Here is a 19,594-nt window from a genome sequence, read left to right on the forward strand (position 1 = left end):
GCCAGAGTTTCTGAGAAGCCTAGTACTGCATAAGCAGCCCGTATAACATCCAGATGCAGAAGACGGGAGCCAGAATTCTGCATCGTACGCGCAAGCTATTGCCCGCTTCTGATCTGGAGCGTTAGGCTTCACAAGAAATATAATGCCCATGAATACACAACAACAAATTCGATCGCACGTTGTTTCAACAGGCGCAATGCTTCGAATCATCATTCCTGCTCGGGTTGAAATTCTTGGCCTACCCTTCATAGGCCTTTTTCTCAGTCTCTTGTTAGTCTTTGTATACAAACTCATTGCCGAACTTCCCACTCAGTTGCATAGAATGGATAGAGTTGAATCTTGGATGGGTTTTGCGCTTACTACAGGTTTGGCTTGTGCTGTACCCACAATATCTCGTGAGTTTCTCCTTGCCTTGGGCGGGCGTCGAGAAATTATTACATTGACTTCATCTGCGATGTGCATTAGATTCTCAACCCTAGGGATGATCAAAAATAGGGAATTTATTCCAGATGAAGTCCAAGCGCTCCGACTAGTACCACAAGAGCCTGACTTGCCTTGGCCTGGTGGTTTTATTCAATTTTGGTACAGAGGGAAAGAGATATCCTTTGCGAGGCAAATTAGCTATGCGGAAGCAGAAGTGCTGATTCGACTCATACATCGTACAGGGTTTTTGCCTAATGCGTAACACAAAAGCCGAGCAACCATGTGTCAATCTCCATTCGAACACTAATCTGATATGCAATGATGGCATATGCCGGCTGAGCGGTAAGCTCCTTGGCACCTCGAACAATGGTTTTTGCTGTGTCCACACATTGCCCAAGGCCGAAGAATGCCAGGGCATGAGTTGCAATCAGTGATTCGAGGCCCAACCGGTTTTTATCGAGGTACTCTTCTAAAGCTAGTACTCAAAGAATAAGATTAAGACAAGGCTAGCTACACAAGCTATTCGAAAAGCGCCTAACATCAAGATACAGAAGACAGGAGCACATGCTGGTATCTATGATTGGGTTGCCGCCCGCTTCTGATCTTGGCGTTAGACCGAACCGACCATGAAGACATGAGTTCACAAGATCGACGACTTAGCCCCTTCACAAGCCACCTAGCAACAGACGTAGAAACCGGATTTGTTGGGCGGAGCAAAGAACTTGAGTATCTTCGAGACGTATTCCTCACCGGCGCTCGAGGTGTACAAATTGTCGGTCCCCCAGGGTCCGGTAAGACCTTGTTGGCAAGAGTGTTTTCAGGGCGATTCTCAGAACAGTTATTCCCTGCCGGGATTCTTACAGCTACTGCGGCTTGGATAGAAAGTCCAGACAACCTGTTTTATCGGGTACTCCTGGAAGATCTTCTGGCACCGAAACTGATAGTCGTAGACGCAGCAGAAACCCTTGACGATACGGGAATTCAACGGATTCAGAGTCTCCTGCAACGCAGTAATCAGCTACGCCTTCTTGTCACGTCTCGTCGCCCTGTTCTACCTTTAGGCGCTGACTTCCAACAGTTGTCATTAGGAAGTATAAGCAGGTCAGAGTTCGAGAAGCTTCTTCATCTCAGAAACAAGATTAACAATGATCAGATTGATAACCAAGTAGTTGAAAAGTTGTTCGATTTGGCCCAAGGAAACTTACTGCTGGCAGATCTGGCCGTGTCTGCTGTTAATCAGGGAGTCGAAGCCTCTTGGGTAGATCTATTGGATCATCTGCGCACCTTTCAGGTGCCTGGAGTTTTGGGGCCAGACGGTCAACCGATTAATCAGAAGTCGAAGGAATACCAAAGAATAATCATAGATGTAAAAGCAGCAAATAGTGAAATAATGCGGCTACTCCAGCAAAATCCCAAACTGGCATGGGAATTGCCGCCGCGCAAATTTGAAGAGATCGTAGCCGAAATTCTCAGTAATCAAGGCTACGAGGTTGAGCTTACCTCAGCTTCCAGAGACGGAGGCTTCGATATCTGTGCTGCTCGACAAGATGGCCTTGGTAAGTTTCTCTACCTGGTTGAGTGTAAGCGCTATGTGCCTCCCAAAAAAGTTGGCGTTGAAATTGTTCGCTCCCTTCACGGTGTTATCCAGGCTAATAGAGCAACTGCCGGAGCGATTGTCTCAACCTCATATTTCACGGCTGGTGCAAAAGACTACCAGAGAAAGATGCAGCACCAGTTGCACCTTCATGACTATTTAACCCTTCAGAGATGGATTAATGACTTCCCAATCGGTAGCAGCATCAGCACGGCCTAACATCAAGATGCAGAAGACGGGCGCGGAAGGAAAGCTCCAATTGTTGAGGCTTCTGCCCGCTTCTGATCTTGGCGCTAGCGAATAGCCTCGAAAATCTGCGTTCTTCACGAACGTAACGAATTGCTACGGGATTTCTTCGAAAGAATCTCTCACTGTTTAATAGAAAGCATCCATTAGTAGAGATTCTAAATTGTATAAGGCTATTGCTTGTTCGGGGTTCTTGATAGTGGCTTTAGGGGCTTTCCCTCTACCTGCTGTTGCCGATCCATGCCTATCTAGAGAAACAATTGAACATATACAACGAAGACTGGGGCAGGTAGGTGCTCTTGCATTCGCCGCTGGTACAGGGCTTGGATTGTGCCAGGACGACTATTCCGGGGCCAGGCAGTATGAAATCCTGCAGAGCGTGCAACGAGTTGACCAACTTAGCGCCTCGGCTGACATGTATACAGAGCAGCTTTCATGCCCATCTTCAGCTAGCACGTCAAGTGGCTCTGGGGGATTTAACTTAGTCCCTGGGGAGGTATATGGTAGCGGCCCGACTAAGAATTGCAGTTGCTCTCAGTATAGGCAAGCACTAAGAGAGGCGCAAGCTGCTCTCAGGAGGCTTGCAAGATGACTGATGCCTCTGCCTCAGTTAATCTGCCTGGCCAAACCGGTGGCGTAAGTGCATCGGAGACGCTCAGAAATATAGATAAAGTGCTAGCAGAAAGTGCCGAGACTGGGCATGCTTCTGCCGCAGGTGCGACGACTACCGAAGCAAGCAATAGTTGGACTCCTCGTGAAACAATGATGATGAGTGGAGCCGCACTTGGCTATAGCCTAATCGTTCTTCTGGTGGCAGCGGTTATTGCTAAAGGCTTGAAGACGGCAGAGCAGGCAATAAGGTTATTTACGGTTGTTCTGATTATTAACTCGGCAGTATTCTTCATCGTTGCGGGGTATTCAAGCCAGCAGATCGCCCCAGCTTTCGGCCTGCTGGGAACCATGGCTGGCTATGTCTTGGGCAAGTCACAAGAGAATAACAAGAGTCAAGGATCCGGGGAATAGCTGCTTCTGGGGATTCAGGACTCGGCGGACGATTTAACTTATGTCTTTTTTCTGCAAACGCCCACCCATGGATGAGTCTGAGTTATCAGCCCTGAAAGTTGATATTTTGTGAGTTGCCTCCATGTAGTTGCCACTGTTTCGGGTGATTGGTATTAAGATTCGCTCCCCACCCCCTCATTCGGCCTCGGCCGATAAATCGCCACTCCGATCACGTCCTGCACCCGGGCTGCGTACTTTGCAAAGTTCTCACTGCGGATCACCCCCGCCCCCTCCGCCGCGTGGATGGCATCGATCACCCCGTCGCGCTTCTCCAGGAAGCCCACGTGGGTCACATCCAGCCCCGGCACCTTCGTCACCAGCGCGAAGATGTCGCCGCTGCGCAGCGACGCCAGCACCCCCGGTAGCGCCGCCAGTGGGATGTAGGGCTGGTTCAGCACCAGATCCTTCTCCAGCTCCGTGATGCACTGCTTGTTGCGGGCCAGCTGCATCGGCTTGTAGCTCTTGATGTGGTTGCCCATGAAGTTGAGCGCCACCGTGCGTTTGGTCGCCCCGGGCAGGAACGGGGTGAGGTTCACCACGTAGCCGTTACGCTCGGCCGCTTCCGCCCAGCGGCTGAAGTAATGCTGCCGGCGGCAGTAGTCCACCTCGCCATCCAGGTAGCGCAGCCGCCGCACGTGCTGGGTGAAGCGCTCCACCCCTTCATCCAGGGTGTCCACCTTGCGGCTGTTGCTCAGCGCCAGCAGCTGCTCCACGAACAGGAAACAATCAAACCGGGTGAGATCCAGCACCAGCTGCTCCTTCGGGCCGCCATCGAGGGAGAACCCCTTGAAGGGGCGATCCAGATAGCGGCGCGCCAGCTGCACCAGCGCCTGGTTCATCGGCGCCCAGGCGGTGGCATCGATCGCCTCCATCGCCAGCACCCGCGTTTCCCCCACGAATTTCGGCGACGGCTCCGCCAGGGCCACACCCCCCGGCAGGGGCGGCATCGCGGCCGCCACGCTTGGGATGGCTGGCGCGACGTTGCGCAGCAACAGGTTGGCCGCCGCAAAGCTGGCTCCGGCGGTGATCAGCACCGTGAGGCCCAGCAGGAGAGTGGGTTTTCGCATCCAGCTGCCACCGCCGCGGCGACCCTACAGCCGCCGTCAGGCCGCGCTGCTCGCCAGCCACTCCTCGAGCCCCACCGCCGGCTGCTCGGGGCTGCTGGTGATCTCGATGATGCGGCCGATCGCGGCCGGGTTCACCGCCGCATCCAGGCATACCCGCGCCACCAGCCGCCGGGGGATGCTGTTGCTCTCCTGCTGGTCGGGCCCGCTGAAGCGGATGCCTTCAGCCTCGATCCCCTCCTCTGTTTCCTTCAGCCCGCCGGGGCGCACCACCGTCCACTCCAGGCCACTGGCGGCCAGCCAGCGCTCCCCCACCCCCTTCCACACCAGGATCAGCCCGAACAGATTCAGCGGGTGGAACCAGCGGCCGCTGCACAGGGCGCTCACCAGCACCACCCGCTTCACACCGGCGGCCTTGCAGGCATCGATCTGGGGCCGCATCGCCAGGGCATCCACCTTCAGCGGCCCGGCCAGATCCACCGACGGCCGTGCCCCAGTGGCGATCACCAGGGCATCGCAGCCGGCCAGCGCCGCCGCCAGCGCCTGGCCATCACCCAGCTCCAGGCGCACCAGCTCGGCGCCGGCCAGCCCGGGCGGCACCGCCGAGCCCGGCCGCAGGATCGCCTTCACGCCCCAGCCCCGGCCCAGGGCCTCTTCCACCACCCGCCAGCCCGTCTTGCCTGATGCTCCACTCACGGCGATGCAGGTCATGGGGTGTCTTGCTCGATGGCGTTTAGATCCATTCTCGTTGCCGACAGGTTTGGCTGGCGACAGTCCCCCCGGGGGCCGGTGGGTAGGCTGAACCCATGGCCGAAATGGTTCTCGAAGTCAGTCACCTGAGCGTGCGGCGTGAGGCCGTCACGGCGGTGGATGACGTCAGCTTCCAGCTCGTGGCCGAATCCGACACGGCCCTGGTGGGTCCGAACGGGGCCGGCAAAAGCACCCTGGTGCAGGCCATCCTCGGCGTCCTGCCCCGCCAGGCCGGTGAGGTGCGTTTCCTGGGCTGCAGCCTCGGCAGCCGCGGCCAGCTGCCGCGGGAGCTGCGCGCCAAGCTCGCCTACCTGCCCCAGACCCTGATGCCCCGGGGCCGCTTCCCGCTCACGGTGGCCGAATTCGTGGGTCTGGGCTGGGATTCGCCGGGCCTCGCCCTGCCCTGGCTGGGCCGCCAGGAGCGCTGCAGCGCCATCCGCGCCGCCCTGCGCAAGACCCTCTGCTCCGACCTGGCCGACCGCCTGCTCTCTGAGCTTTCCGGCGGCCAGCTCAAGCGGGTGCTGCTGGCCTTCTGCGTGGTGCGCCCCCGCCGCCTGCTGGTGCTCGATGAGGCCCAGGCCGGCCTCGATGCCCGGGCGGCCGAGCAGTTCCACACCCTCCTCTACCAGCTGCGCCGCAGTGAAGGCTGGACGATCCTGCAGGTGTCGCACGACCTGGAGATGGTGCGCCGCACCTGCGATGGCGTGCTCTGCCTCAACCGCAGCCTGCGCTGCCACGGCACCCCCGACCACGCTCTCAGCCCCACCCGGCTGGCCCAGATCTACGGCCCCGGCTTCGTTCCGTACCACCACCGCCACCCTCCCCACCGGCCCCCCCACGCCGAGGAAAGCCCGCCGGTCTGAACGTCCCCTCAGCGGGATGCCGGAGCCTACGGCAGTGGTGCGCCGAATCGCGTCGGTTGCGCATAAATCCAACGCAGTGTGGCCCGATCGCGCCGGCTGAGCGCCAGCACCGGCTGGGCTCCTGGAACAGCCGCCATCGCGTCGGCGGGATCGTCGCTGTGGCCCCACAGCCCGAAGGCATGGCCCAGCTCATGCAGAGCCGTGGCTTCGGTGGCCTCCGGCCGCTGCCCCGGGCTGATCAGCACCTGCACCTGGGGTTCCAGGATCCAGCCGGCGCCCCGGTCGGCCTCCACCACCGCCAGCTCGGCGCGGCCGTGGCTGGCCCGGGTGCGGCCGGTGGCCTGCCGCTGCAGCGGCGGTCGCCGCCGCAGGATCCGCACCTGGGCCGCCGCCGGATCCTCCACCCGGGTGATTGGCAGGGTCTGCTGCCATTGACCCAGGGCCCGCTCCACCGCGTCGAGCCAGAGGGCGTCCCAGCGTTGGCCCGCTCCACTTGTCGCCGCTGGCTCCACCCACACGCACCAGTGATCCAGCCGGGGCCATCCGAGGCGCGTAGGCCGCAACAACTGGCGGTAGTCCTCGCCTGGGGACGGCACTCCGGTGGGTGCGGCGCGGGGCTGTTCCCACGCTTCGCTGGGGGTTTCCCCGACGGCTCTGGTGGCTACAGCCACCGGGCAAGCCGCTGCGGCGGCCTGCAGGGGCGCCGCCAGCAGCAGCAGCGCCGGCAGCAGGCCGGCAGCCGGCAGGCGGTGGGGCCGGCCCATCAGCCCGCCAGTCCGACTCCGCGGGCCATCAGGGCGGCCATCAGGGGGATGGCGGCGAAGCCCGCCAGCTCGATGTTGAGCACCCAGCGCAGGCGGTTGGCCAGGGCCTCACTCACTTTGGGCAGCTCCCCCTTGCGCAGCGGAATCGCCCAGAGGATGTAGGTGATGGTGGGGTACAGCGACAGGGCGCCCACCGCCAGGTAAGTGCCCACCTTCCACCAGAACAGGGGGTTCTCGGTGTAGAAGCTGGTGCCCTGGCCGAAATACAGCACCCGCAGGATGCCGCTGACCAGCACCCCCAGGGCCGCCAGGCCGTAGGTCACGTCCGTGATCACCATCAGGATCGCGTCCTTGCGGTCGGGGTCGGGCCGGATCAGGCGCCGCTCCAGCACCAGGGCGCCGAAGCAGACCATGAAGCTCAGGTAGTGCACGTAGGCCACCCCGGCGCTCGAGAGCACCTCGGAGGGGATGGAGAGAAGCCCGGCCATCGGCTGGTGTCAGGGGATCGCCCCGGACGGTAGCGGCTGGCTCCGGGCCTCCGGGCTCTCGGGCGGAACAGCCACCGGATATCAGCTTGAAATCAGCAGGAAATAAGGAATCAGCGCCCTTTGTGCGCAAGACGCAACGGAACACTGAAGGCTTTCTGTTTGTTTCAGGAACATCCAGAAACAACCGTAGGTTCAACACAGCGATTCGGTTGCTCTATGGCGAGTTCCCTCAGTGCCTTTCTCGGCGAGATCGGCCGCCATCAGCTGCTCACCCCTGAGCAGGAGCTCACCCTCGGGCGAAAAGTGCAGGCGATGGTCAGCCTGCAGGAACGCTGTTCCGAGGCGGGCGGCAGCGGCCCCGCCTGCGACTACGACGACATCGAAAAGCGCACCCTGCGCAACGGGGAGCGGGCAAAACAGCAAATGGTGACAGCCAATCTGCGGCTGGTCGTCAATCTCGCCAAGCGCTATCAGGGCAAGGGCCTTGATCTATTAGATCTCATCCAGGAAGGCACCATCGGTCTGACCCGCGCCGTCGAAAAGTTTGATCCCACCCGTGGTCACCGTTTCAGCACCTATGCCTACTGGTGGATTCGTCAGGGTCTGAACCGGGCCCTCTCCACCCAGAGCCGCACGATCCGCATTCCCGTCAACGTCAACGAGAAGCTCACCCGGCTGCGCGCCGCCAAGGCACGCCATCTCCAGTCCCACGGCCATTCCCCCAGCGCCGGGGAGCTGGCCACCGCCATGGGGCTGCCCGTGGCCGAGGTCGAAGACCTGCTGGGCTGCGAGCTGCGCAGCGTCACCGTCAGCCTGCAGGGGGCCGTGCGCTCCAAGGCCGATCCCTCCGAGCTGGTGGATGTGCTGGCCAGCAACGAGCCGGCGCCGATGGAGCGGGCCGAGCAGGCCGAGCGCACCGAGTCGGTCTGGACGCTGCTGGAGAAGTCCAACCTCACCCCAAAGGAGCGCACGGTGGTGATGCTGCGCTTCGGGCTCGACGGCAGTCACGAGTGGCGCACCCTGGCCGAGGTGGCCCGGCAGCTGGAATGCAGCCGTGAGTACTGCCGCCAGGTGGTGCAGCGGGCCCTGCGCAAGCTGCGCAAAACCGGCATCGAGAGCGGCCTGGTGGAGGAGTGAATGGTGGGGGATCCGCCCCTCGTGGATCGCCCGCCGTGGCCCACAGAATGAATGGACGCCCAACCCGTTGGCGTGTCACTTCCCCCGAGCAGATCGCCATGGCTGTTGCTCCCGCTGATCAGGCCCCCGTCGATGCCGAAGTGCTCGAGAGCGCGGTGCTTGATGAGGCGCTGCTGGTGCGGCTGCTGCGCCGGGCCGGCCGCACCATCGCCCGCCCCGCCTTCGAGTGCATGGAGCTGCTGCTCGACGGCGCCACCCCCCCCCAGGTGCGGCTCACCGTGCTGGCCGCCCTCACCTACCTGCTGCTGCCCCTCGATGTGATCCCCGATTTCATCCCGGTGGCCGGCTTCAGTGACGACATGGTGGCCATCACGGCCCTGCTGGGGCTGTGCAGCACCCACCGCACCCCGACGATCCGCGCCCGGGCCCAGAGCCGGCTGGATCGCTGGTTCCCCCTCTTCCGCCAGCAGGGGTAGCGTCTGGCCATGCCAGTGTCCGCCCCCTCCCTCAGCCCGGAGCAGCTCGACGAGCTCCAGAGCCTTCTCAAGGATTGGTTGCGTCTCACCGGCCGCACCCAGTCCGACCTGCGCCGGGCCCTGAGGGCGGGTTCAATCCGCATGCCCGTGCTGCTCGAGGAGCTGCACCACACCTGGATCCGCCAGGGGGCGGCGGGCCTGGCCGAACGCCTCTGTGCCATCGAAGCCCAGTGGCTGGCCGAAGAACCCGGCGAGGACGGCGCGTTCTTTGACGCCGGCGACCCGATGGCGGATTCGATGGGGCAGCTCGACCTGCTGCTGCAGGAAATCCGCGGCGACAGCGGCAGCTGACGCATTGCACGCGCTGCGCTGGCGGGCCAGGCGACCAGCCTCCAGAGTGGGGTCTGATCGATCCAGCGGCCCCGCGCCGACGCCCACCACCATGAACGCCACCGCCGTCCTCACCCGCGTCTTCCCCTGGTCCCTGCGGGCCGCCGCTGCCCTGGTGGCCGGCCTGAGCTTCAGCGGCGCGGCCCAGGCCCAGGTCGAGTCCTTCATGCTCAAGCGTGGTGGCAATGTGGGCCCGGAAACCCAGATCAAGCCCACCAACTGCGTCACCGCCACCGATGGCTCGATCACCTGCGACACGGTGATCCAGAATTCCCCCAGCGACACGCAGGCCCAGCCCAACTACCAGCCGTTCAAGAACTGATGCGACGCCTGCAGCGGATCTTCCAGGACAGGATCTTTCTTCGCCTGATCGACCAGGGCGAGCGCCTGGTCGCCAAGCTGCTGGCCGCCATGCTGTTCCTGGTGCTGGCGGTGGCCACCCTCAAGTTCTGCTTTGATGTGCTCCTGCAGCTGGCGAATCCCGGCGTGCGCTGGGAGGGCCAGGGTCTGATCGCCGTGCTGGGTGATCTGCTCAACCTGCTGATCGCCATTGAGGTGCTGCAGAACATCACCTCCTACCTGCGCCGCCATGTGGTGCAGATCGAACTGGTGCTGCTCACCGCCATCACGGCCGTGGCCCGCAAGGTGATCGTGCTGCCCCCGAACGCCGAGAACAAACCGCTGCTGGTGGTGGGACTCGGGGTAGCGGTGCTGTGCCTGGCGGCGGCCTTCTGGATGGTGCGCCGCGCCAATGAACAGGACGTCAGTGAGCCGAATGGGCTGGCCAGAACAGGGCCAGCCAGATCGTTCCAGGAGGCGGGTCCGTCGCCAGCAGCCGGTGCCGCCGGCCCGCACTGATCAGCAGCGCGTCACCACAGGCCAAGGAACGGGGTTCGGCCTCATCGGCGAACTGCAACCGGGCGCTGCCCTGCTGCAGCAGCACCCATTCCTGCTCCGTCTGGTCGTACCAGAAGCCCTCCGGGCTGGAGGCGCTGCAGGAGTGGATCCGCTCCAGGCGCAGCTGCGGGGTGTGCAGCAGCACCGTTGTCACTTCCTCCCCAGCGGCAGGGCAGGGGCCCCGCACCAGGGATCCATCAGCCCCAGCGGAGCCGGCCTCGGCTCCGTCGCCTGCTGCTGGCTCGCCCCAACGCCGGCCGATCTCGAAGCCGCAGGAGCGGGCCAGGGCCACCACCTGATGGTGATCGCCACAGTCGCGCAGGGCCGCTCTCAGGGCGGGATCGGCCTCGCTCAGGGCCACGAAGGCATTGAGCTGGCGCACCTTCTCCAGGAACTGCTGCAGCTGGGCTTCGGCCATGGGGGGAGGCGCTCAGGCGTCAGGGCAGATCCTTGCCCATCCGCCAGCGCAGGAAGGAGACGCCGCCCAGGATCACCGTTTCTTCGGCGTCCACCACCCAGCCCCGTCGCTCCAGCAGTGGCCGTGACAGCTGGCTGGCCTCGGTGCGCAGACGGCCCACCCCCTGGGAGCGGGCGTGCCGCTCCAGGGCCCCCAGCAGGGCACTGGCCCGTCCCTGGCGACTGGAGCGGCCCCGGCAGTAGAGCAGGGCGAGCCGGTCGATGGGGTCGAGAAGGGCAAACGCTTCGATGATCGTGTCGTCGTCGATGGCACAGCTCACCAACCCATGGCCGCGTCGCAGTGACGACCCGAAGGCATCATTGCGGCTCGCCTGTTGTGACCAGGCCTCGATCTGTGACGGGCTGTAGAGGTTGCCGGCCTGGCTGATGACCGCCTCGTGATACACAGCGACCAGCTGCTGGCAATCATCGGGCCGGAGTGGACGGATCGGCAGCATCGTGGCGGTGAATGTGCATGGATTGTCGCCGCTTTCGGCTGCAGGCTGATGGCGCTAGTGTATGTTTTGGTTCTAACCACACACCCGACACCGCTTACATACCATGCTGACTGGATCTGAATTGCTGGCCAAGGTCAAGGAACTCGGCGATGTCGGCAAGTCCGAGATCGTGCGGGCCTGTGGCTATGTTTCCACCAAGAAGGATGGTGCCGAGCGCCTGAACTTCACCGCCTTCTACGAGGCCCTGCTTGAGGCCAAAGGCGTCGAGTTCGGTGCGGCCGGCAAGGTGGGCAAAGGTGGGCGCAAACTCAGCTATGTGGCCACGGTGCAGGGCAATGGCAATCTGCTGATCGGCAAGGCCTACACCGCCATGCTGGATCTCAAGCCCGGTGATGAGTTCGAGATCAAGCTCGGCCGCAAGCAGATCCGCCTGATCCCCGCCGGCAGCGCCGACGAAGAGGATTGATCCGCTGGCGCCCGCTGTTGTCGGCCCTGGTGGCCCTGCTCCTGCTGCTGGGCCTGATCCTGCCACCACCGGCCCTGGGCTCCGCAGGGCGGGCCTCAGCGTTGGATTCCGGCGATCCTGAGGTCGCCCGTCTCGAAAGCGGCGGCCGGCTGTTCGAGGCCCACTGCGCCGGCTGCCATCTCCAGGGCGGCAACATCATCCGCCGCGGCAAGACGCTGAAGCTGGCGGCCCTGGAGCGCAATGGTGCCGCCGACCCAGCGGTGATCGCCACGATCGCGGCGGTGGGCATCGGCCAGATGGGCGGCTACGGCCAGGCCCTCGGTGAGGGGGGCGCTGCAGCGGTGGCCGCCTGGGTGTGGCAGCAGGCCCAGGACGGCTGGCCCCGCGGCTGAACTGGCGTCGTTGGCGTTGCTCCAGCCCCTGCGCCGGCGCGGGGCTCAGAAGGCCTGGATCCAGGGATAGACCTCCACGGCCGTCCAGATGCCTTGGCGCCAGTAGATGTCCCCCTTGACGAGGCTCTCCACCGTTTCCAGGTCGTCGGCTTCGTACAGGCCGAAGACGTGGCTGGCGTCGACGGTGGGCCCCAGGGTGAGCAGCACGCCCTCCTCTTTCTGGCGTTGCAGTCCGGCCAGATGCTCGTCGCGGTAGGGGGTGCGGCGCTCGAGGGCGTCGGTGCAGTAGGTGCCCCAGAGGACGAATTTCATGGGCCGCAGGGTGGGGGGAGAACGTCCCTCAGCCTTTCATTCTCCGCGTCCGTCATCGCTTTTTGAAACACCAGCAGGCGGTTGTTGGCCGGCATCGCCGCATCGGCCTGCAGCTGCAGGCCCAGATGGGCGGCTTCCGCCTGGAGCGCCTCGGCGTCGCGCACCCCCATGGCCGGATCCAGCTGGCGCAGATGGAGGTCGAAGTCCCCATTGCTGGCGGCGGTGTGGCGCTCGCCATAGCGAAAGGGGCCGTAGATCAGCAGCAGGCCATCGGCGCTCAGCACCCGGGCGCTGCCGGCCAGCAGGTGGGGCACGGCGGCCGCCGGCATGATGTGCAGCGTGTTCGCCGTGAACACGGCTTCGAAGGGCCCCGCCGGCCATTGGGCGTCGCTCACATCGAGCGCCACCGGAGGCGCCACCCGGGCCCCGGGGGCCAGCCCCGCCTGGCCCTCCAGGGCAACGCGTCTGGCCAATCCAGGCAGGGATTCGTTGCGCTCACTGGGCTGCCAGCGCACCCCCGGCAGATGACGGGCCAGGTGGATGGCGTGCTGGCCGCTGCCTGATCCCACCTCCAGCACCCGGGCCGCCGCGGGAATCCACTGGCGCAGCAGCAGCAGGATCGGCTCCTGGTTGCGCAGGCAGGCGGGAGAGAAAGGCAGGCTGTCCGGGATCATCGGGCCATCATGGGAGGAGTCGTCCCATGGCCATGCGTGTTCAATCCCTGCTGGCTGCCCTGGTGCTGCTGCTGACGTTGAGCGCCTGCGCCCCTGTGCTGTAGGTCTGTGCTGTCGCTCGCCTAGAGGGGCTGGTCGAGGGCGGCGCGCAACTCGGCGGCGAAGGCACCGGCCTCGGCGGCCACATCGGCCCCGCTCTGGTGGGCCTGGGCCATGCGCCGCACCAGGGCGCTGCCCACGATGGCGCCGTCGCCGCCCCAGCGGCGCACCTGCAGGGCCTGCTCGCCGGTGGCGATGCCGAAGCCCACGGCCACCGGCGTGGGGCCCAGCTGCCGCAGCTGCTGCACCAGCGGTCCCACCCGTGTTTCCAGGCTGGTGCGCACCCCCGTCACCCCGGTGACACTCACCAGGTAGGTGAAGCCGCGGCTGGCGGTGTGGATGCGGGCCATGCGCTCGGCCGGGGTGTTGGGGGCCACCAGCAGCACCAGATCCAGACCATGGCCGGCGGCGATGGTGGAGAGCTTCTGGGCCTCCTCCAGGGGCAGATCCGGAACCACCAGGCCGGCGGCACCGGCGGCGGCGGCCTCGCGGCAGAAGTTGTCCATGCCCCGGTTGAGCAGGGGGTTGCTGTAGGTGAACAGCACCACCGGCAGGGTGAGCTGGCCCCGCAGGGAGGCCAGCATCGCCAGCACCCGGCCGGGGGTGGTGCCGGAGGCCAGGGCCCGGCTGGCGGCGGCCTGGATCACCGGGCCATCCGCCAGCGGATCGCTGTAGGGGATGCCCAGTTCGATCAGGTCGGCGCCGGCGGCCTGCAGGGCCAGCAGGCTGGCGGCGGTGATCGACAGATCGGGGTCCCCGGCCATCAGAAACGGCATCAGGGCACAGCGACCCTCCTTCCGCAGGGCGATGAAGCGCTGCTGGATCGGGGTGGGGGCCGTGGCAGGGCCGGCGGTGGCGGCGACGCTCATCGGGCCGGAGGGCAGGACGGTGCCCCTGAGCCTATGGGGTCGTCTTCACATCTCGGCATCGGCCTGCAGCTGCCCCACCTCGGCCAGGAGTTTGGCCTGCTCCTCGGGGCTCATGGCCTCGAACTTGCGCTGCAGCTCCTCATCGGTGATGGCGTCGTAGGCGGCCCGGTAGCGGCGCCGCTGCTCCATGTAGGTCATCTTGCCGCCCACCACCCGCAGCAGGTAGCTGGCGGTCCAGCCCAGCACCACCAGCATCAGCACGGCCGAGGCGGCGATGCCGGGGGAGAAGCCCTCCAGGCCGCTGGAGCGGAACATCCAGTAACCGCCGCCGCCGATGCCGAACACCACAAAGCCCAGCAGGATCGCCTGTGCGCGGGTCACCGATCAGGCCTCGCCTTGGCCGGCCATGCGCAGGTTGAGGAAGGGGGCGAACAGGATCAGCCCGGGGAAGAACAGGAACACCAGGCCGTAGATGGCGGTGCGCTCGATCTTGCCCATCAGGGTCCAGCGCTTGTGCATCCACCAGTAGAGGGCCAGGGGCACCACCACCAGGTAGGCCCCGGCCAGAGCCAGATAGGCGCCGATCACCAGCAGGGTGTCGAGCGAAAGGCTGCTCAGAGGTCCGCTCAGGGCCACCGGGGTTGCGCGAAGTGGGGGGAATCTAGGATCCAGGCGCGGGGGCATGGCGAAATTGGTAGACGCAGCGGACTTAAAATCCGCAGGTCGCAAGACTGTGGGGGTTCAAGTCCCCCTGCCCCCATCGCTTAAAACCCCTGCAGCTACTGGGTTTTGGCAAGGTTCTGATGGCCGTGGCGGTTTTGGGGTTAGGCACGATTTAGGCACGAAAAAGCCCAAAAGGGGCCAAGCTAGGCACGGTTTTAGGCACGGTTGCCATGCCCCCCAGGGACCCGTATCTGACCCGCGTCAATCGGGCTCTCAAGGAGCTGGGCTGCGGGGTGGCGATTGAGGTCGCGCCCTCCGGCAAGAGGCTGCGTCTCCGGAGCACGCTGCCCTTCCCGGACGGTTCCTGGAAGCAGCGGCGCATCACCACCCCGATCACCTATCCCGCAGGGTTGGAGCAGGCCCGCAAGCTCGCCGAAGAGCTCGGCCGCGATATCGAGCTCCACCGCATGGGCTTGGATCCCTTCCCCTTCGATCGGTGGTTTGATGAGCCAAAGACGAGTGTTGGGGCCAGAGGTGGAGCGGCTGCTGGAGACGCCATCAGCGGGGCGGAAGCGATCCGCCGCACCGAGCAATGGTGGACCGTGCAGCGTCGTCGTGGGGTGAGTGCATCGGTCTCCTGGGCCACCGACTACGCCTCTCCCCTGAAGCCGCTTCTGTCTCTGCAGCAGATCGACCTGAAGGTCCTGAAGGCCCTGGTCGAAAGCAAGGCGGTAGGGAGCCGCAACCGGAGGCGGGCTTCGATCGCCACCGTGGCTGTGGCACGTGCGATCGAGCTGGGGCCTGATGCTGTTCAGACCCTCAAGGAACTGGGCAAGGGGTACACCCCACAGAAGGATGCAGCCCCCCGGGAGTTGCCCAGCGATTCGGTGATTGTTGAGGTGATTGATGCGCTGCCGGCTGATTGGCAGTGGGTTGCCGGTGTGTGCGCCACCTATGGGACGAGGCCCCATGAAGCACTGATGAAGGCCCATGTGCAAGCCAATGGCCTTGTGGCGGTCGAGGGCGGTAAGACGGGAGCCCGCCAGGGACTGCCGCTTCCGAAAATCTGGATTGAGCGGTGGTCGCTTCAGCACACGCGCCTTCCGATGATCAACCTGGATCGGGACCACCGAACAGTGGGAGCGCAACTTGGTGTGGCCCTACGGCGCTTCGGGGCACCCTTTCAGGCGTACGACCTGCGGCATGCCTGGGCTGTGCGGGCGATTCACAACCCCCAGATCAGCCCATCCCTGGCAGCCAAGAGCCTCGGACACTCCCTGATGGTTCACACGTCCCTCTACCAGCGCTGGTTCGACAGCGCCTCGATGGCGTCACTTGTTGCGCAGATGTGAGGCGAAGCCCTCCACATCCACGTACAGCGTCCTGCGCTTACCGGTGTCGCCGGTGGTGGCGCTGACGAACTGGGGAGGGATGCGACCGCGATCGATGGCAACGCGCAAGGCACGGGCACTTGGGAAGTGCAGGGCCCGGGCGGCTTCCGTCAGGGGTAGCCAGGGGCTGCTGCTGAGTGTTGGCTTCAGCTCCAGCCTCGCCTGAATCACATTCAGCTGGGCACAGATGAGATTGAGTTGCTGCCGGATGTCATCCGCAGCTGTCAGCGATGTGCTCATGTCAGTTGGATTCGCACAACACCATTTGAGCCCCTGAGTTCAGCGATTAAGCGCTGTTGAACCGTGCAGACCGTGCAGATGTCCAGGACTTGCACGGTTTGCACGGTTCTGAGGCATCCACAAAGGTCTCTCTGGGGTTCAAATGAAAAAGCCGCAGCGAAATTCGCCGCGGCCTCGTGTTCGTGGTCACCTGATTATGGCACCTCCGGCGATTGCTGCGGCTGCTTTCTGCTGCGCTGTTCCACAACAGAAAGGCACATTTCGGGCTACTTTCTGCCGGGGGGCTCGCCCATGACCCCCTGCGATTACAGCGCACTGAGGGAAGCAGCCGGTCGTCTGTCCCGGCTGGGGCTCAGCCTGCAGACGGTGATTCCAGTCGCGCTCCCCGCCGAGACCTACCCAGTAACCAGGCTGAACAGCCAAACCGGCCATAGAGAGGTTCAGCGTGACAAGAACGGGCATCCTCTACCTGCTTTTGTCGGTAAGAACCCGAGTTTTTGGCTGGCCGATGGTGAGCCGAGATTGACAAGCCAGTGCAAACCGGCTGATGAACCTGAGGTGTTGAAACGCCTTGAGGTCGCCGAGCGTCTAGGGCGGCCGATCGGGCTCGCCGTCATCCCGTCTAAGGATGTGGTGGTCATTGATTTTGATCGCAAGAATTACCCAAGCCAGGAGGCTCTGGATCAGGACTGGATGCGCCTGCTGGATCTCTGTCCGGAGCTCACACAGAGCCGCATTGAGCGCACGCCCGGCGGTGGTGTCCACATTTACGTGAGGCCGGCTGACGGGATGGCCAGCTGGCGCACCGCAGCGGGGAAAATGCACTGCAATTTCACGACCGTTCCCGGCGGTGATCACTGCGGTGAGGTCCTGGCCGGCACCCGGGTGTGTGTCTGTGCCCCGACCCGCAACGGATCCGGCGTCTATGAGCTGGTCAACCCCGAGTACGCCTACAGCCTGATCGAGGTCAAGACCCTCGGGACCATCGGCATTTATCCCAAGGCGAGGGCGACCGGAGCGACCACAAAGCAGCCGCAGAGGCCGAGGCGATCCCCCGACCCGCAGCCACAGGCGTCGGGATCGGTAGCGCCGGCTCTGACGGAGTTGATCGGCAGCAAGGCCCGGGAGGTGCTCTCAGGTGGCAGCCCCTACTGCGGGAATGAGGGAGCGGCGGTGGATCGGAGCGCCCAGCTCACGGGGTTCGTGAAGGAGGTGTACAGCTGGGTCAACCTGCTCAATGACCACGGTCTGCGCTTCAGCGGCAGTCCGGACGATCTGATCGGGCAAGCCGTCGCGGCCCTGGCGATCGAGGACAAGGCGGATCGTGTGCTGGCCACCATCGAGATGGCGCACTGCCGGCATCGGGACAGCGACGCCGCCCTGCGCCGTTACCGGCGATTCAGCAGCGGCTCTGCCGCCGACGCCGTCTCCTCTGGATCCACTGATGCACCACGAGATGCGGTGGGGCAGGAGAAGACGCAGGGAAAGCCCACGTTGCAGGAGGTTTTGGAGGAGCTGGCGGCAGCAGGCCCCAGCGGCTCAGAGCTGTCCTTCCGGCTGGAGCGAATCGCCGGCGACCACGACCGCAGCTTGCGGGATGTGCAGGGTCTGTACCGGGAGCTGGTCGAGGAGAAGGAAGCGGCCCTCGATGCCGATGACTCCCTCGATCAGCTGGAGCAGCTCGGCGCCACGGTCGACCTTGATGTCCGCTCCCTGATCCCACCGGTGCTGGTGGGGGCGCTGGAGGGGATCCGCCACAGCGCCGAATTTCAGCACAGCACGCTGCTGGCCGTTCTGCTGGCCGGTTTTTCAGCCGCCTTGCCCCTGCGCAGCTGGATCGAACTGGATCCGGCCGAGGACTTCAGCCAGCCCTTGACGCTCTGGGTGCTGCTGCTCATGCCCAGTGGTGAGCTCAAGACCCCATTGCTGAACAGGCTTCTGGTCAAGCCCTGGCAGCAGAGCGTGGATGCGGTGGTGGAGCAGGCCCACAAGCGGCAGGTGGAGGAGTGGGAACTCAGGAAGCAGGACGCCGAGAACGGAGATGGACCGCCACCTGGGGCCAGACCGCGGCTTCCCCAGACCCTGGTGACGGAGGACATCACCGTGCAGGGGATGGAGGTTCACCTGGAGATCCATGACAAGTGGGCCAACCGCTCGGTCTGCCTCTGGCTTGACGAGGCCGCGGCGGCCCTGCGGCAGATGGCCGATCCAGCCAGGGCTGGGAAGGATGCATCCCTCGGGGGCTGGCTGCTCTCCCGTTATGACGGCACCGGTGCCCGCGGCGCCAAGGTGGATCAGACCCGCGAACGGCATTACAAGAGCTGCCGCCTGGCGATGGTCGCCGGCTGTCAGCCCGATGTGTATCGGGAGATCACCGGTGATGCCGATCAGTCGGGTCTGTCGGCCCGCTTCATCGTGGTTGAGCAGCAAAGTGTCGAGCAGCATTTCCCTGCCTGCTGGACAGCGGAGGAGGTTCAGCGGGCGGAAGACCTCAAGCAGCTGCTCGAGCGTTGTTATGGGGTCTTGGCCCGGGTGGAGCAGTTGCACCTGCGGCTCACTCCTGAGGCCTTTGCCCTGTTCCAGGCCGAGCGAGCAGCGATGTATCAGCGCAAGCGGGCCAGTATTTCCGCGGCGGAGCGCTCCCTGGCCAACAAGGCCGCCGGACGGATCGGGCGGCTGGCCGCCCTGTTCCACCTGCTGTGGTGCGTTGCGGAACGGTCGGAGGGGCCGATCTCTCTCGGCAACAACGATGTTGGAGTGGAGGCGATGCAACGCGCGATCCGCTTTAACCGCTTCCTGTTGGATCAGACGGTCGGCGTGCGGCTGACCTCGGCCGGCAACAGTGAGCTGGGCGCCTTGATGCTGAAGCTGCAGCGAGTGGCCTGGGAAAAGCGCACGCCGCTGGCGTTGAGCACCCTGCGCCGTGCCCTGAGCGGCAAGCAGCGCCCAGAGTCAGGGGACGTACTGCATGCCCTGCAGGTGCTGCAGGAGCGGGGCTATGGCGTTCTGGAGCCGATGGAGTACAGGGGGCAGCAGGGCTGGAAGTACACCGCCTCCAAGCCGCTGCTGACAGCTAACTGAGGCAGGTGACTCCACCTCTTAGGGGGATCCACCCCTGCGGTGCCACCGCTGTATCCACCGCTCAGAACGGGCGGAACGCCTGTCAGCACTGGAGTTCAGTGCGTAGGGGTGGAGGGGTGGCTGCCGACCCTGTGGTGGCTCATCGGCGCGGGGGCGGCGGCGGTTTCAGAAGAGCACCACTGAAGTCCACCCCTGGAAGGATTGAGAGTCAGAGCCCTGTCGTAGCAAGAGAAGAGAGAGATTTTTTCTTCTCCACCCAGGGGTGGCCCGAGAGGTGGCCAAGGGGCGGGGAAGGCGCGGTAAGGGGTGGAGGTGTGACGAGAAGGGCACAGCTGGTTA

Annotated in this window: 25 protein-coding genes and 1 tRNA gene; 14 read left to right on the forward strand and 12 right to left on the reverse strand. The window is 64.1% G+C overall.

Annotated features, from left to right (window positions below; all coding sequences use genetic code 11):
* Positions 1-148: 148 nt before the first annotated feature.
* From KBZ12_RS16315 to KBZ12_RS16325, 3 genes are all read left to right on the forward strand, one after another.
* Positions 149-685 (forward strand): hypothetical protein, encoded by a 537-nt coding sequence (locus tag KBZ12_RS16315; RefSeq protein ID WP_254959069.1) that lies wholly within the window; start codon positions 149-151, stop codon positions 683-685.
* A gap of 372 nt (positions 686-1,057) precedes the next feature.
* A complete protein-coding gene (locus tag KBZ12_RS16320) occupies positions 1,058-2,236 on the forward strand; it encodes a restriction endonuclease (RefSeq protein WP_254959071.1) in 1,179 nt (392 codons plus the stop codon).
* Positions 2,237-2,851: 615 nt separating this feature from the next.
* Positions 2,852-3,286 carry a hypothetical protein gene (locus KBZ12_RS16325; protein WP_254959072.1) on the forward strand — a complete coding sequence of 145 codons (435 nt, stop codon included), beginning with the start codon at positions 2,852-2,854 and terminating at the stop codon, positions 3,284-3,286.
* Between the two features lie 152 nt (positions 3,287-3,438).
* Here the strand turns inward: KBZ12_RS16325 and KBZ12_RS16330 are convergent, their stop codons facing one another.
* Positions 3,439-4,392 carry an N-acetylmuramoyl-L-alanine amidase-like domain-containing protein gene (locus KBZ12_RS16330; RefSeq protein ID WP_254959073.1) on the reverse strand — a complete coding sequence of 318 codons (954 nt, stop codon included), beginning with the start codon at positions 4,390-4,392 and terminating at the stop codon, positions 3,439-3,441.
* A gap of 36 nt (positions 4,393-4,428) precedes the next feature.
* The gene (locus tag KBZ12_RS16335; RefSeq protein WP_254959075.1) at positions 4,429-5,100 is read right to left on the reverse strand and encodes an SDR family oxidoreductase; all 672 of its coding nucleotides are present in this window, start codon (positions 5,098-5,100) and stop codon (positions 4,429-4,431) included.
* A gap of 95 nt (positions 5,101-5,195) precedes the next feature.
* Here KBZ12_RS16335 and KBZ12_RS16340 point away from each other — a divergent pair, with 95 nt between their 5' ends.
* The gene (locus KBZ12_RS16340) at positions 5,196-6,002 is read left to right on the forward strand and encodes a metal ABC transporter ATP-binding protein (RefSeq protein WP_254959076.1); all 807 of its coding nucleotides are present in this window, start codon (positions 5,196-5,198) and stop codon (positions 6,000-6,002) included.
* A gap of 26 nt (positions 6,003-6,028) precedes the next feature.
* Here KBZ12_RS16340 and KBZ12_RS16345 read toward each other — a convergent pair whose 3' ends face one another.
* The gene (locus tag KBZ12_RS16345) at positions 6,029-6,766 is read right to left on the reverse strand and encodes a peptidase (RefSeq protein WP_254959077.1); all 738 of its coding nucleotides are present in this window, start codon (positions 6,764-6,766) and stop codon (positions 6,029-6,031) included.
* Complete coding sequence (locus tag KBZ12_RS16350; RefSeq protein ID WP_254959079.1) at positions 6,766-7,254, reverse strand: DUF2214 family protein; 489 nt, start codon at positions 7,252-7,254, stop codon at positions 6,766-6,768. The genes KBZ12_RS16345 and KBZ12_RS16350 overlap by 1 nt, the downstream gene beginning before the upstream one ends.
* Before the next feature lie 216 nt (positions 7,255-7,470).
* Between KBZ12_RS16350 and KBZ12_RS16355 the strand changes: the two genes are divergently transcribed.
* The 5 genes from KBZ12_RS16355 (at position 7,471) to KBZ12_RS16375 (ending at position 10,115) form a co-directional block, all read left to right on the forward strand.
* Positions 7,471-8,391, forward strand: a complete 921-nt coding sequence (locus KBZ12_RS16355; RefSeq protein WP_254959080.1) for a sigma-70 family RNA polymerase sigma factor — start codon at positions 7,471-7,473, stop codon at positions 8,389-8,391.
* Positions 8,392-8,489: 98 nt separating this feature from the next.
* Complete coding sequence (locus KBZ12_RS16360; RefSeq protein WP_254959082.1) at positions 8,490-8,867, forward strand: YkvA family protein; 378 nt, start codon at positions 8,490-8,492, stop codon at positions 8,865-8,867.
* 9 nt (positions 8,868-8,876) lie between these two features.
* Positions 8,877-9,218, forward strand: a complete 342-nt coding sequence (locus tag KBZ12_RS16365; protein ID WP_254959083.1) for a hypothetical protein — start codon at positions 8,877-8,879, stop codon at positions 9,216-9,218.
* A 91-nt stretch (positions 9,219-9,309) separates the two neighbouring features.
* Positions 9,310-9,579, forward strand: coding sequence for a hypothetical protein (locus KBZ12_RS16370; protein WP_254959084.1), 270 nt, complete (start codon positions 9,310-9,312; stop codon positions 9,577-9,579).
* Positions 9,579-10,115 (forward strand): phosphate-starvation-inducible PsiE family protein, encoded by a 537-nt coding sequence (locus KBZ12_RS16375; RefSeq protein ID WP_254959085.1) that lies wholly within the window; start codon positions 9,579-9,581, stop codon positions 10,113-10,115. Before KBZ12_RS16370 ends, KBZ12_RS16375 begins: the two co-directional genes overlap by 1 nt.
* Here the strand turns inward: KBZ12_RS16375 and KBZ12_RS16380 are convergent.
* Together KBZ12_RS16380 and KBZ12_RS16385 are read right to left on the reverse strand one after the other, a co-directional pair.
* Positions 10,021-10,572, reverse strand: coding sequence for a Nif11 domain/cupin domain-containing protein (locus tag KBZ12_RS16380; protein ID WP_254959086.1), 552 nt, complete (start codon positions 10,570-10,572; stop codon positions 10,021-10,023). The two genes, KBZ12_RS16375 and KBZ12_RS16380, sit on opposite strands and share 95 nt — an antisense overlap.
* 19 nt (positions 10,573-10,591) lie before the next feature.
* Positions 10,592-11,068 carry a GNAT family N-acetyltransferase gene (locus tag KBZ12_RS16385; protein ID WP_254959087.1) on the reverse strand — a complete coding sequence of 159 codons (477 nt, stop codon included), beginning with the start codon at positions 11,066-11,068 and terminating at the stop codon, positions 10,592-10,594.
* A 103-nt stretch (positions 11,069-11,171) separates the two neighbouring features.
* Between KBZ12_RS16385 and KBZ12_RS16390 the strand changes: the two genes are divergently transcribed.
* Both KBZ12_RS16390 and KBZ12_RS16395 read left to right on the forward strand, forming a co-directional pair.
* The gene (locus KBZ12_RS16390; protein ID WP_216909975.1) at positions 11,172-11,534 is read left to right on the forward strand and encodes an AbrB family transcriptional regulator; all 363 of its coding nucleotides are present in this window, start codon (positions 11,172-11,174) and stop codon (positions 11,532-11,534) included.
* A 17-nt stretch (positions 11,535-11,551) separates the two neighbouring features.
* Positions 11,552-11,926, forward strand: coding sequence for a c-type cytochrome (locus KBZ12_RS16395; protein WP_396101426.1), 375 nt, complete (start codon positions 11,552-11,554; stop codon positions 11,924-11,926).
* Positions 11,927-11,971: 45 nt separating this feature from the next.
* Here the strand turns inward: KBZ12_RS16395 and KBZ12_RS16400 are convergent, their stop codons facing one another.
* The 5 genes from KBZ12_RS16400 to KBZ12_RS16420 all read right to left on the reverse strand — a co-directional run bounded on the left by KBZ12_RS16400 (position 11,972) and on the right by KBZ12_RS16420 (position 14,516).
* Complete coding sequence (locus KBZ12_RS16400; protein WP_254959088.1) at positions 11,972-12,238, reverse strand: YciI family protein; 267 nt, start codon at positions 12,236-12,238, stop codon at positions 11,972-11,974.
* On the reverse strand, positions 12,235-12,912 hold the full coding sequence (locus KBZ12_RS16405) for a DUF938 domain-containing protein (RefSeq protein WP_254959089.1): 678 nt from the start codon (positions 12,910-12,912) through the stop codon (positions 12,235-12,237). The genes KBZ12_RS16400 and KBZ12_RS16405 overlap by 4 nt, the downstream gene beginning before the upstream one ends.
* 122 nt (positions 12,913-13,034) lie before the next feature.
* The gene (trpA, locus tag KBZ12_RS16410; RefSeq protein ID WP_254959090.1) at positions 13,035-13,880 is read right to left on the reverse strand and encodes a tryptophan synthase subunit alpha; all 846 of its coding nucleotides are present in this window, start codon (positions 13,878-13,880) and stop codon (positions 13,035-13,037) included.
* Between the two features lie 45 nt (positions 13,881-13,925).
* A complete protein-coding gene (locus tag KBZ12_RS16415) occupies positions 13,926-14,261 on the reverse strand; it encodes a DUF3007 family protein (RefSeq protein WP_254959091.1) in 336 nt (111 codons plus the stop codon).
* Between the two features lie 3 nt (positions 14,262-14,264).
* Entirely contained in the window at positions 14,265-14,516 is a 252-nt protein-coding gene (locus KBZ12_RS16420) for an NAD(P)H-quinone oxidoreductase subunit L (protein ID WP_254959092.1), read from the reverse strand.
* 40 nt (positions 14,517-14,556) lie between these two features.
* On the opposite strand from KBZ12_RS16420, the gene KBZ12_RS16425 reads away from it, so the two are divergent.
* Both KBZ12_RS16425 and KBZ12_RS16430 read left to right on the forward strand, forming a co-directional pair.
* A tRNA-Leu gene (locus KBZ12_RS16425) sits at positions 14,557-14,640 on the forward strand.
* 133 nt (positions 14,641-14,773) lie between these two features.
* Positions 14,774-15,895 carry an integrase gene (locus KBZ12_RS16430; RefSeq protein WP_254959093.1) on the forward strand — a complete coding sequence of 374 codons (1,122 nt, stop codon included), beginning with the start codon at positions 14,774-14,776 and terminating at the stop codon, positions 15,893-15,895.
* Here the strand turns inward: KBZ12_RS16430 and KBZ12_RS16435 are convergent.
* The gene (locus KBZ12_RS16435) at positions 15,875-16,174 is read right to left on the reverse strand and encodes a hypothetical protein (RefSeq protein WP_254959094.1); all 300 of its coding nucleotides are present in this window, start codon (positions 16,172-16,174) and stop codon (positions 15,875-15,877) included. The genes KBZ12_RS16430 and KBZ12_RS16435 overlap by 21 nt on opposite strands.
* Before the next feature lie 561 nt (positions 16,175-16,735).
* Between KBZ12_RS16435 and KBZ12_RS16440 the strand changes: the two genes are divergently transcribed.
* Positions 16,736-19,255, forward strand: coding sequence for a DUF3987 domain-containing protein (locus tag KBZ12_RS16440; protein ID WP_254959095.1), 2,520 nt, complete (start codon positions 16,736-16,738; stop codon positions 19,253-19,255).
* The last annotated feature ends 339 nt before the right edge of the window (positions 19,256-19,594 follow it).

Source organism: Cyanobium sp. Cruz CV13-4-11 (assembly GCF_024346055.1).
GTDB lineage: Bacteria > Cyanobacteriota > Cyanobacteriia > PCC-6307 > Cyanobiaceae > Cyanobium.

Coding starts and splice junctions, on each gene's coding strand:
- KBZ12_RS16385 (WP_254959087.1), bottom strand. CDS start 11,068: ATGCTGCCGATCCGTCCACTCCGGCCCGATGATTGCCAGCAGCTGGTC.
- KBZ12_RS16375 (WP_254959085.1), top strand. CDS start 9,579: ATGCGACGCCTGCAGCGGATCTTCCAGGACAGGATCTTTCTTCGCCTG.
- KBZ12_RS16360 (WP_254959082.1), top strand. CDS start 8,490: ATGGCTGTTGCTCCCGCTGATCAGGCCCCCGTCGATGCCGAAGTGCTC.
- KBZ12_RS16315 (WP_254959069.1), top strand. CDS start 149: ATGAATACACAACAACAAATTCGATCGCACGTTGTTTCAACAGGCGCA.
- KBZ12_RS16345 (WP_254959077.1), bottom strand. CDS start 6,766: ATGGGCCGGCCCCACCGCCTGCCGGCTGCCGGCCTGCTGCCGGCGCTG.
- KBZ12_RS16350 (WP_254959079.1), bottom strand. CDS start 7,254: ATGGCCGGGCTTCTCTCCATCCCCTCCGAGGTGCTCTCGAGCGCCGGG.
- KBZ12_RS16380 (WP_254959086.1), bottom strand. CDS start 10,572: ATGGCCGAAGCCCAGCTGCAGCAGTTCCTGGAGAAGGTGCGCCAGCTC.
- trpA (WP_254959090.1), bottom strand. CDS start 13,880: ATGAGCGTCGCCGCCACCGCCGGCCCTGCCACGGCCCCCACCCCGATC.
- KBZ12_RS16430 (WP_254959093.1), top strand. CDS start 14,774: ATGCCCCCCAGGGACCCGTATCTGACCCGCGTCAATCGGGCTCTCAAG.
- KBZ12_RS16320 (WP_254959071.1), top strand. CDS start 1,058: ATGAGTTCACAAGATCGACGACTTAGCCCCTTCACAAGCCACCTAGCA.
- KBZ12_RS16330 (WP_254959073.1), bottom strand. CDS start 4,392: ATGCGAAAACCCACTCTCCTGCTGGGCCTCACGGTGCTGATCACCGCC.
- KBZ12_RS16370 (WP_254959084.1), top strand. CDS start 9,310: ATGAACGCCACCGCCGTCCTCACCCGCGTCTTCCCCTGGTCCCTGCGG.
- KBZ12_RS16400 (WP_254959088.1), bottom strand. CDS start 12,238: ATGAAATTCGTCCTCTGGGGCACCTACTGCACCGACGCCCTCGAGCGC.
- KBZ12_RS16365 (WP_254959083.1), top strand. CDS start 8,877: ATGCCAGTGTCCGCCCCCTCCCTCAGCCCGGAGCAGCTCGACGAGCTC.
- KBZ12_RS16355 (WP_254959080.1), top strand. CDS start 7,471: ATGGCGAGTTCCCTCAGTGCCTTTCTCGGCGAGATCGGCCGCCATCAG.
- KBZ12_RS16435 (WP_254959094.1), bottom strand. CDS start 16,174: ATGAGCACATCGCTGACAGCTGCGGATGACATCCGGCAGCAACTCAAT.
- KBZ12_RS16325 (WP_254959072.1), top strand. CDS start 2,852: ATGACTGATGCCTCTGCCTCAGTTAATCTGCCTGGCCAAACCGGTGGC.
- KBZ12_RS16405 (WP_254959089.1), bottom strand. CDS start 12,912: ATGATCCCGGACAGCCTGCCTTTCTCTCCCGCCTGCCTGCGCAACCAG.
- KBZ12_RS16335 (WP_254959075.1), bottom strand. CDS start 5,100: ATGACCTGCATCGCCGTGAGTGGAGCATCAGGCAAGACGGGCTGGCGG.
- KBZ12_RS16340 (WP_254959076.1), top strand. CDS start 5,196: ATGGCCGAAATGGTTCTCGAAGTCAGTCACCTGAGCGTGCGGCGTGAG.
- KBZ12_RS16390 (WP_216909975.1), top strand. CDS start 11,172: ATGCTGACTGGATCTGAATTGCTGGCCAAGGTCAAGGAACTCGGCGAT.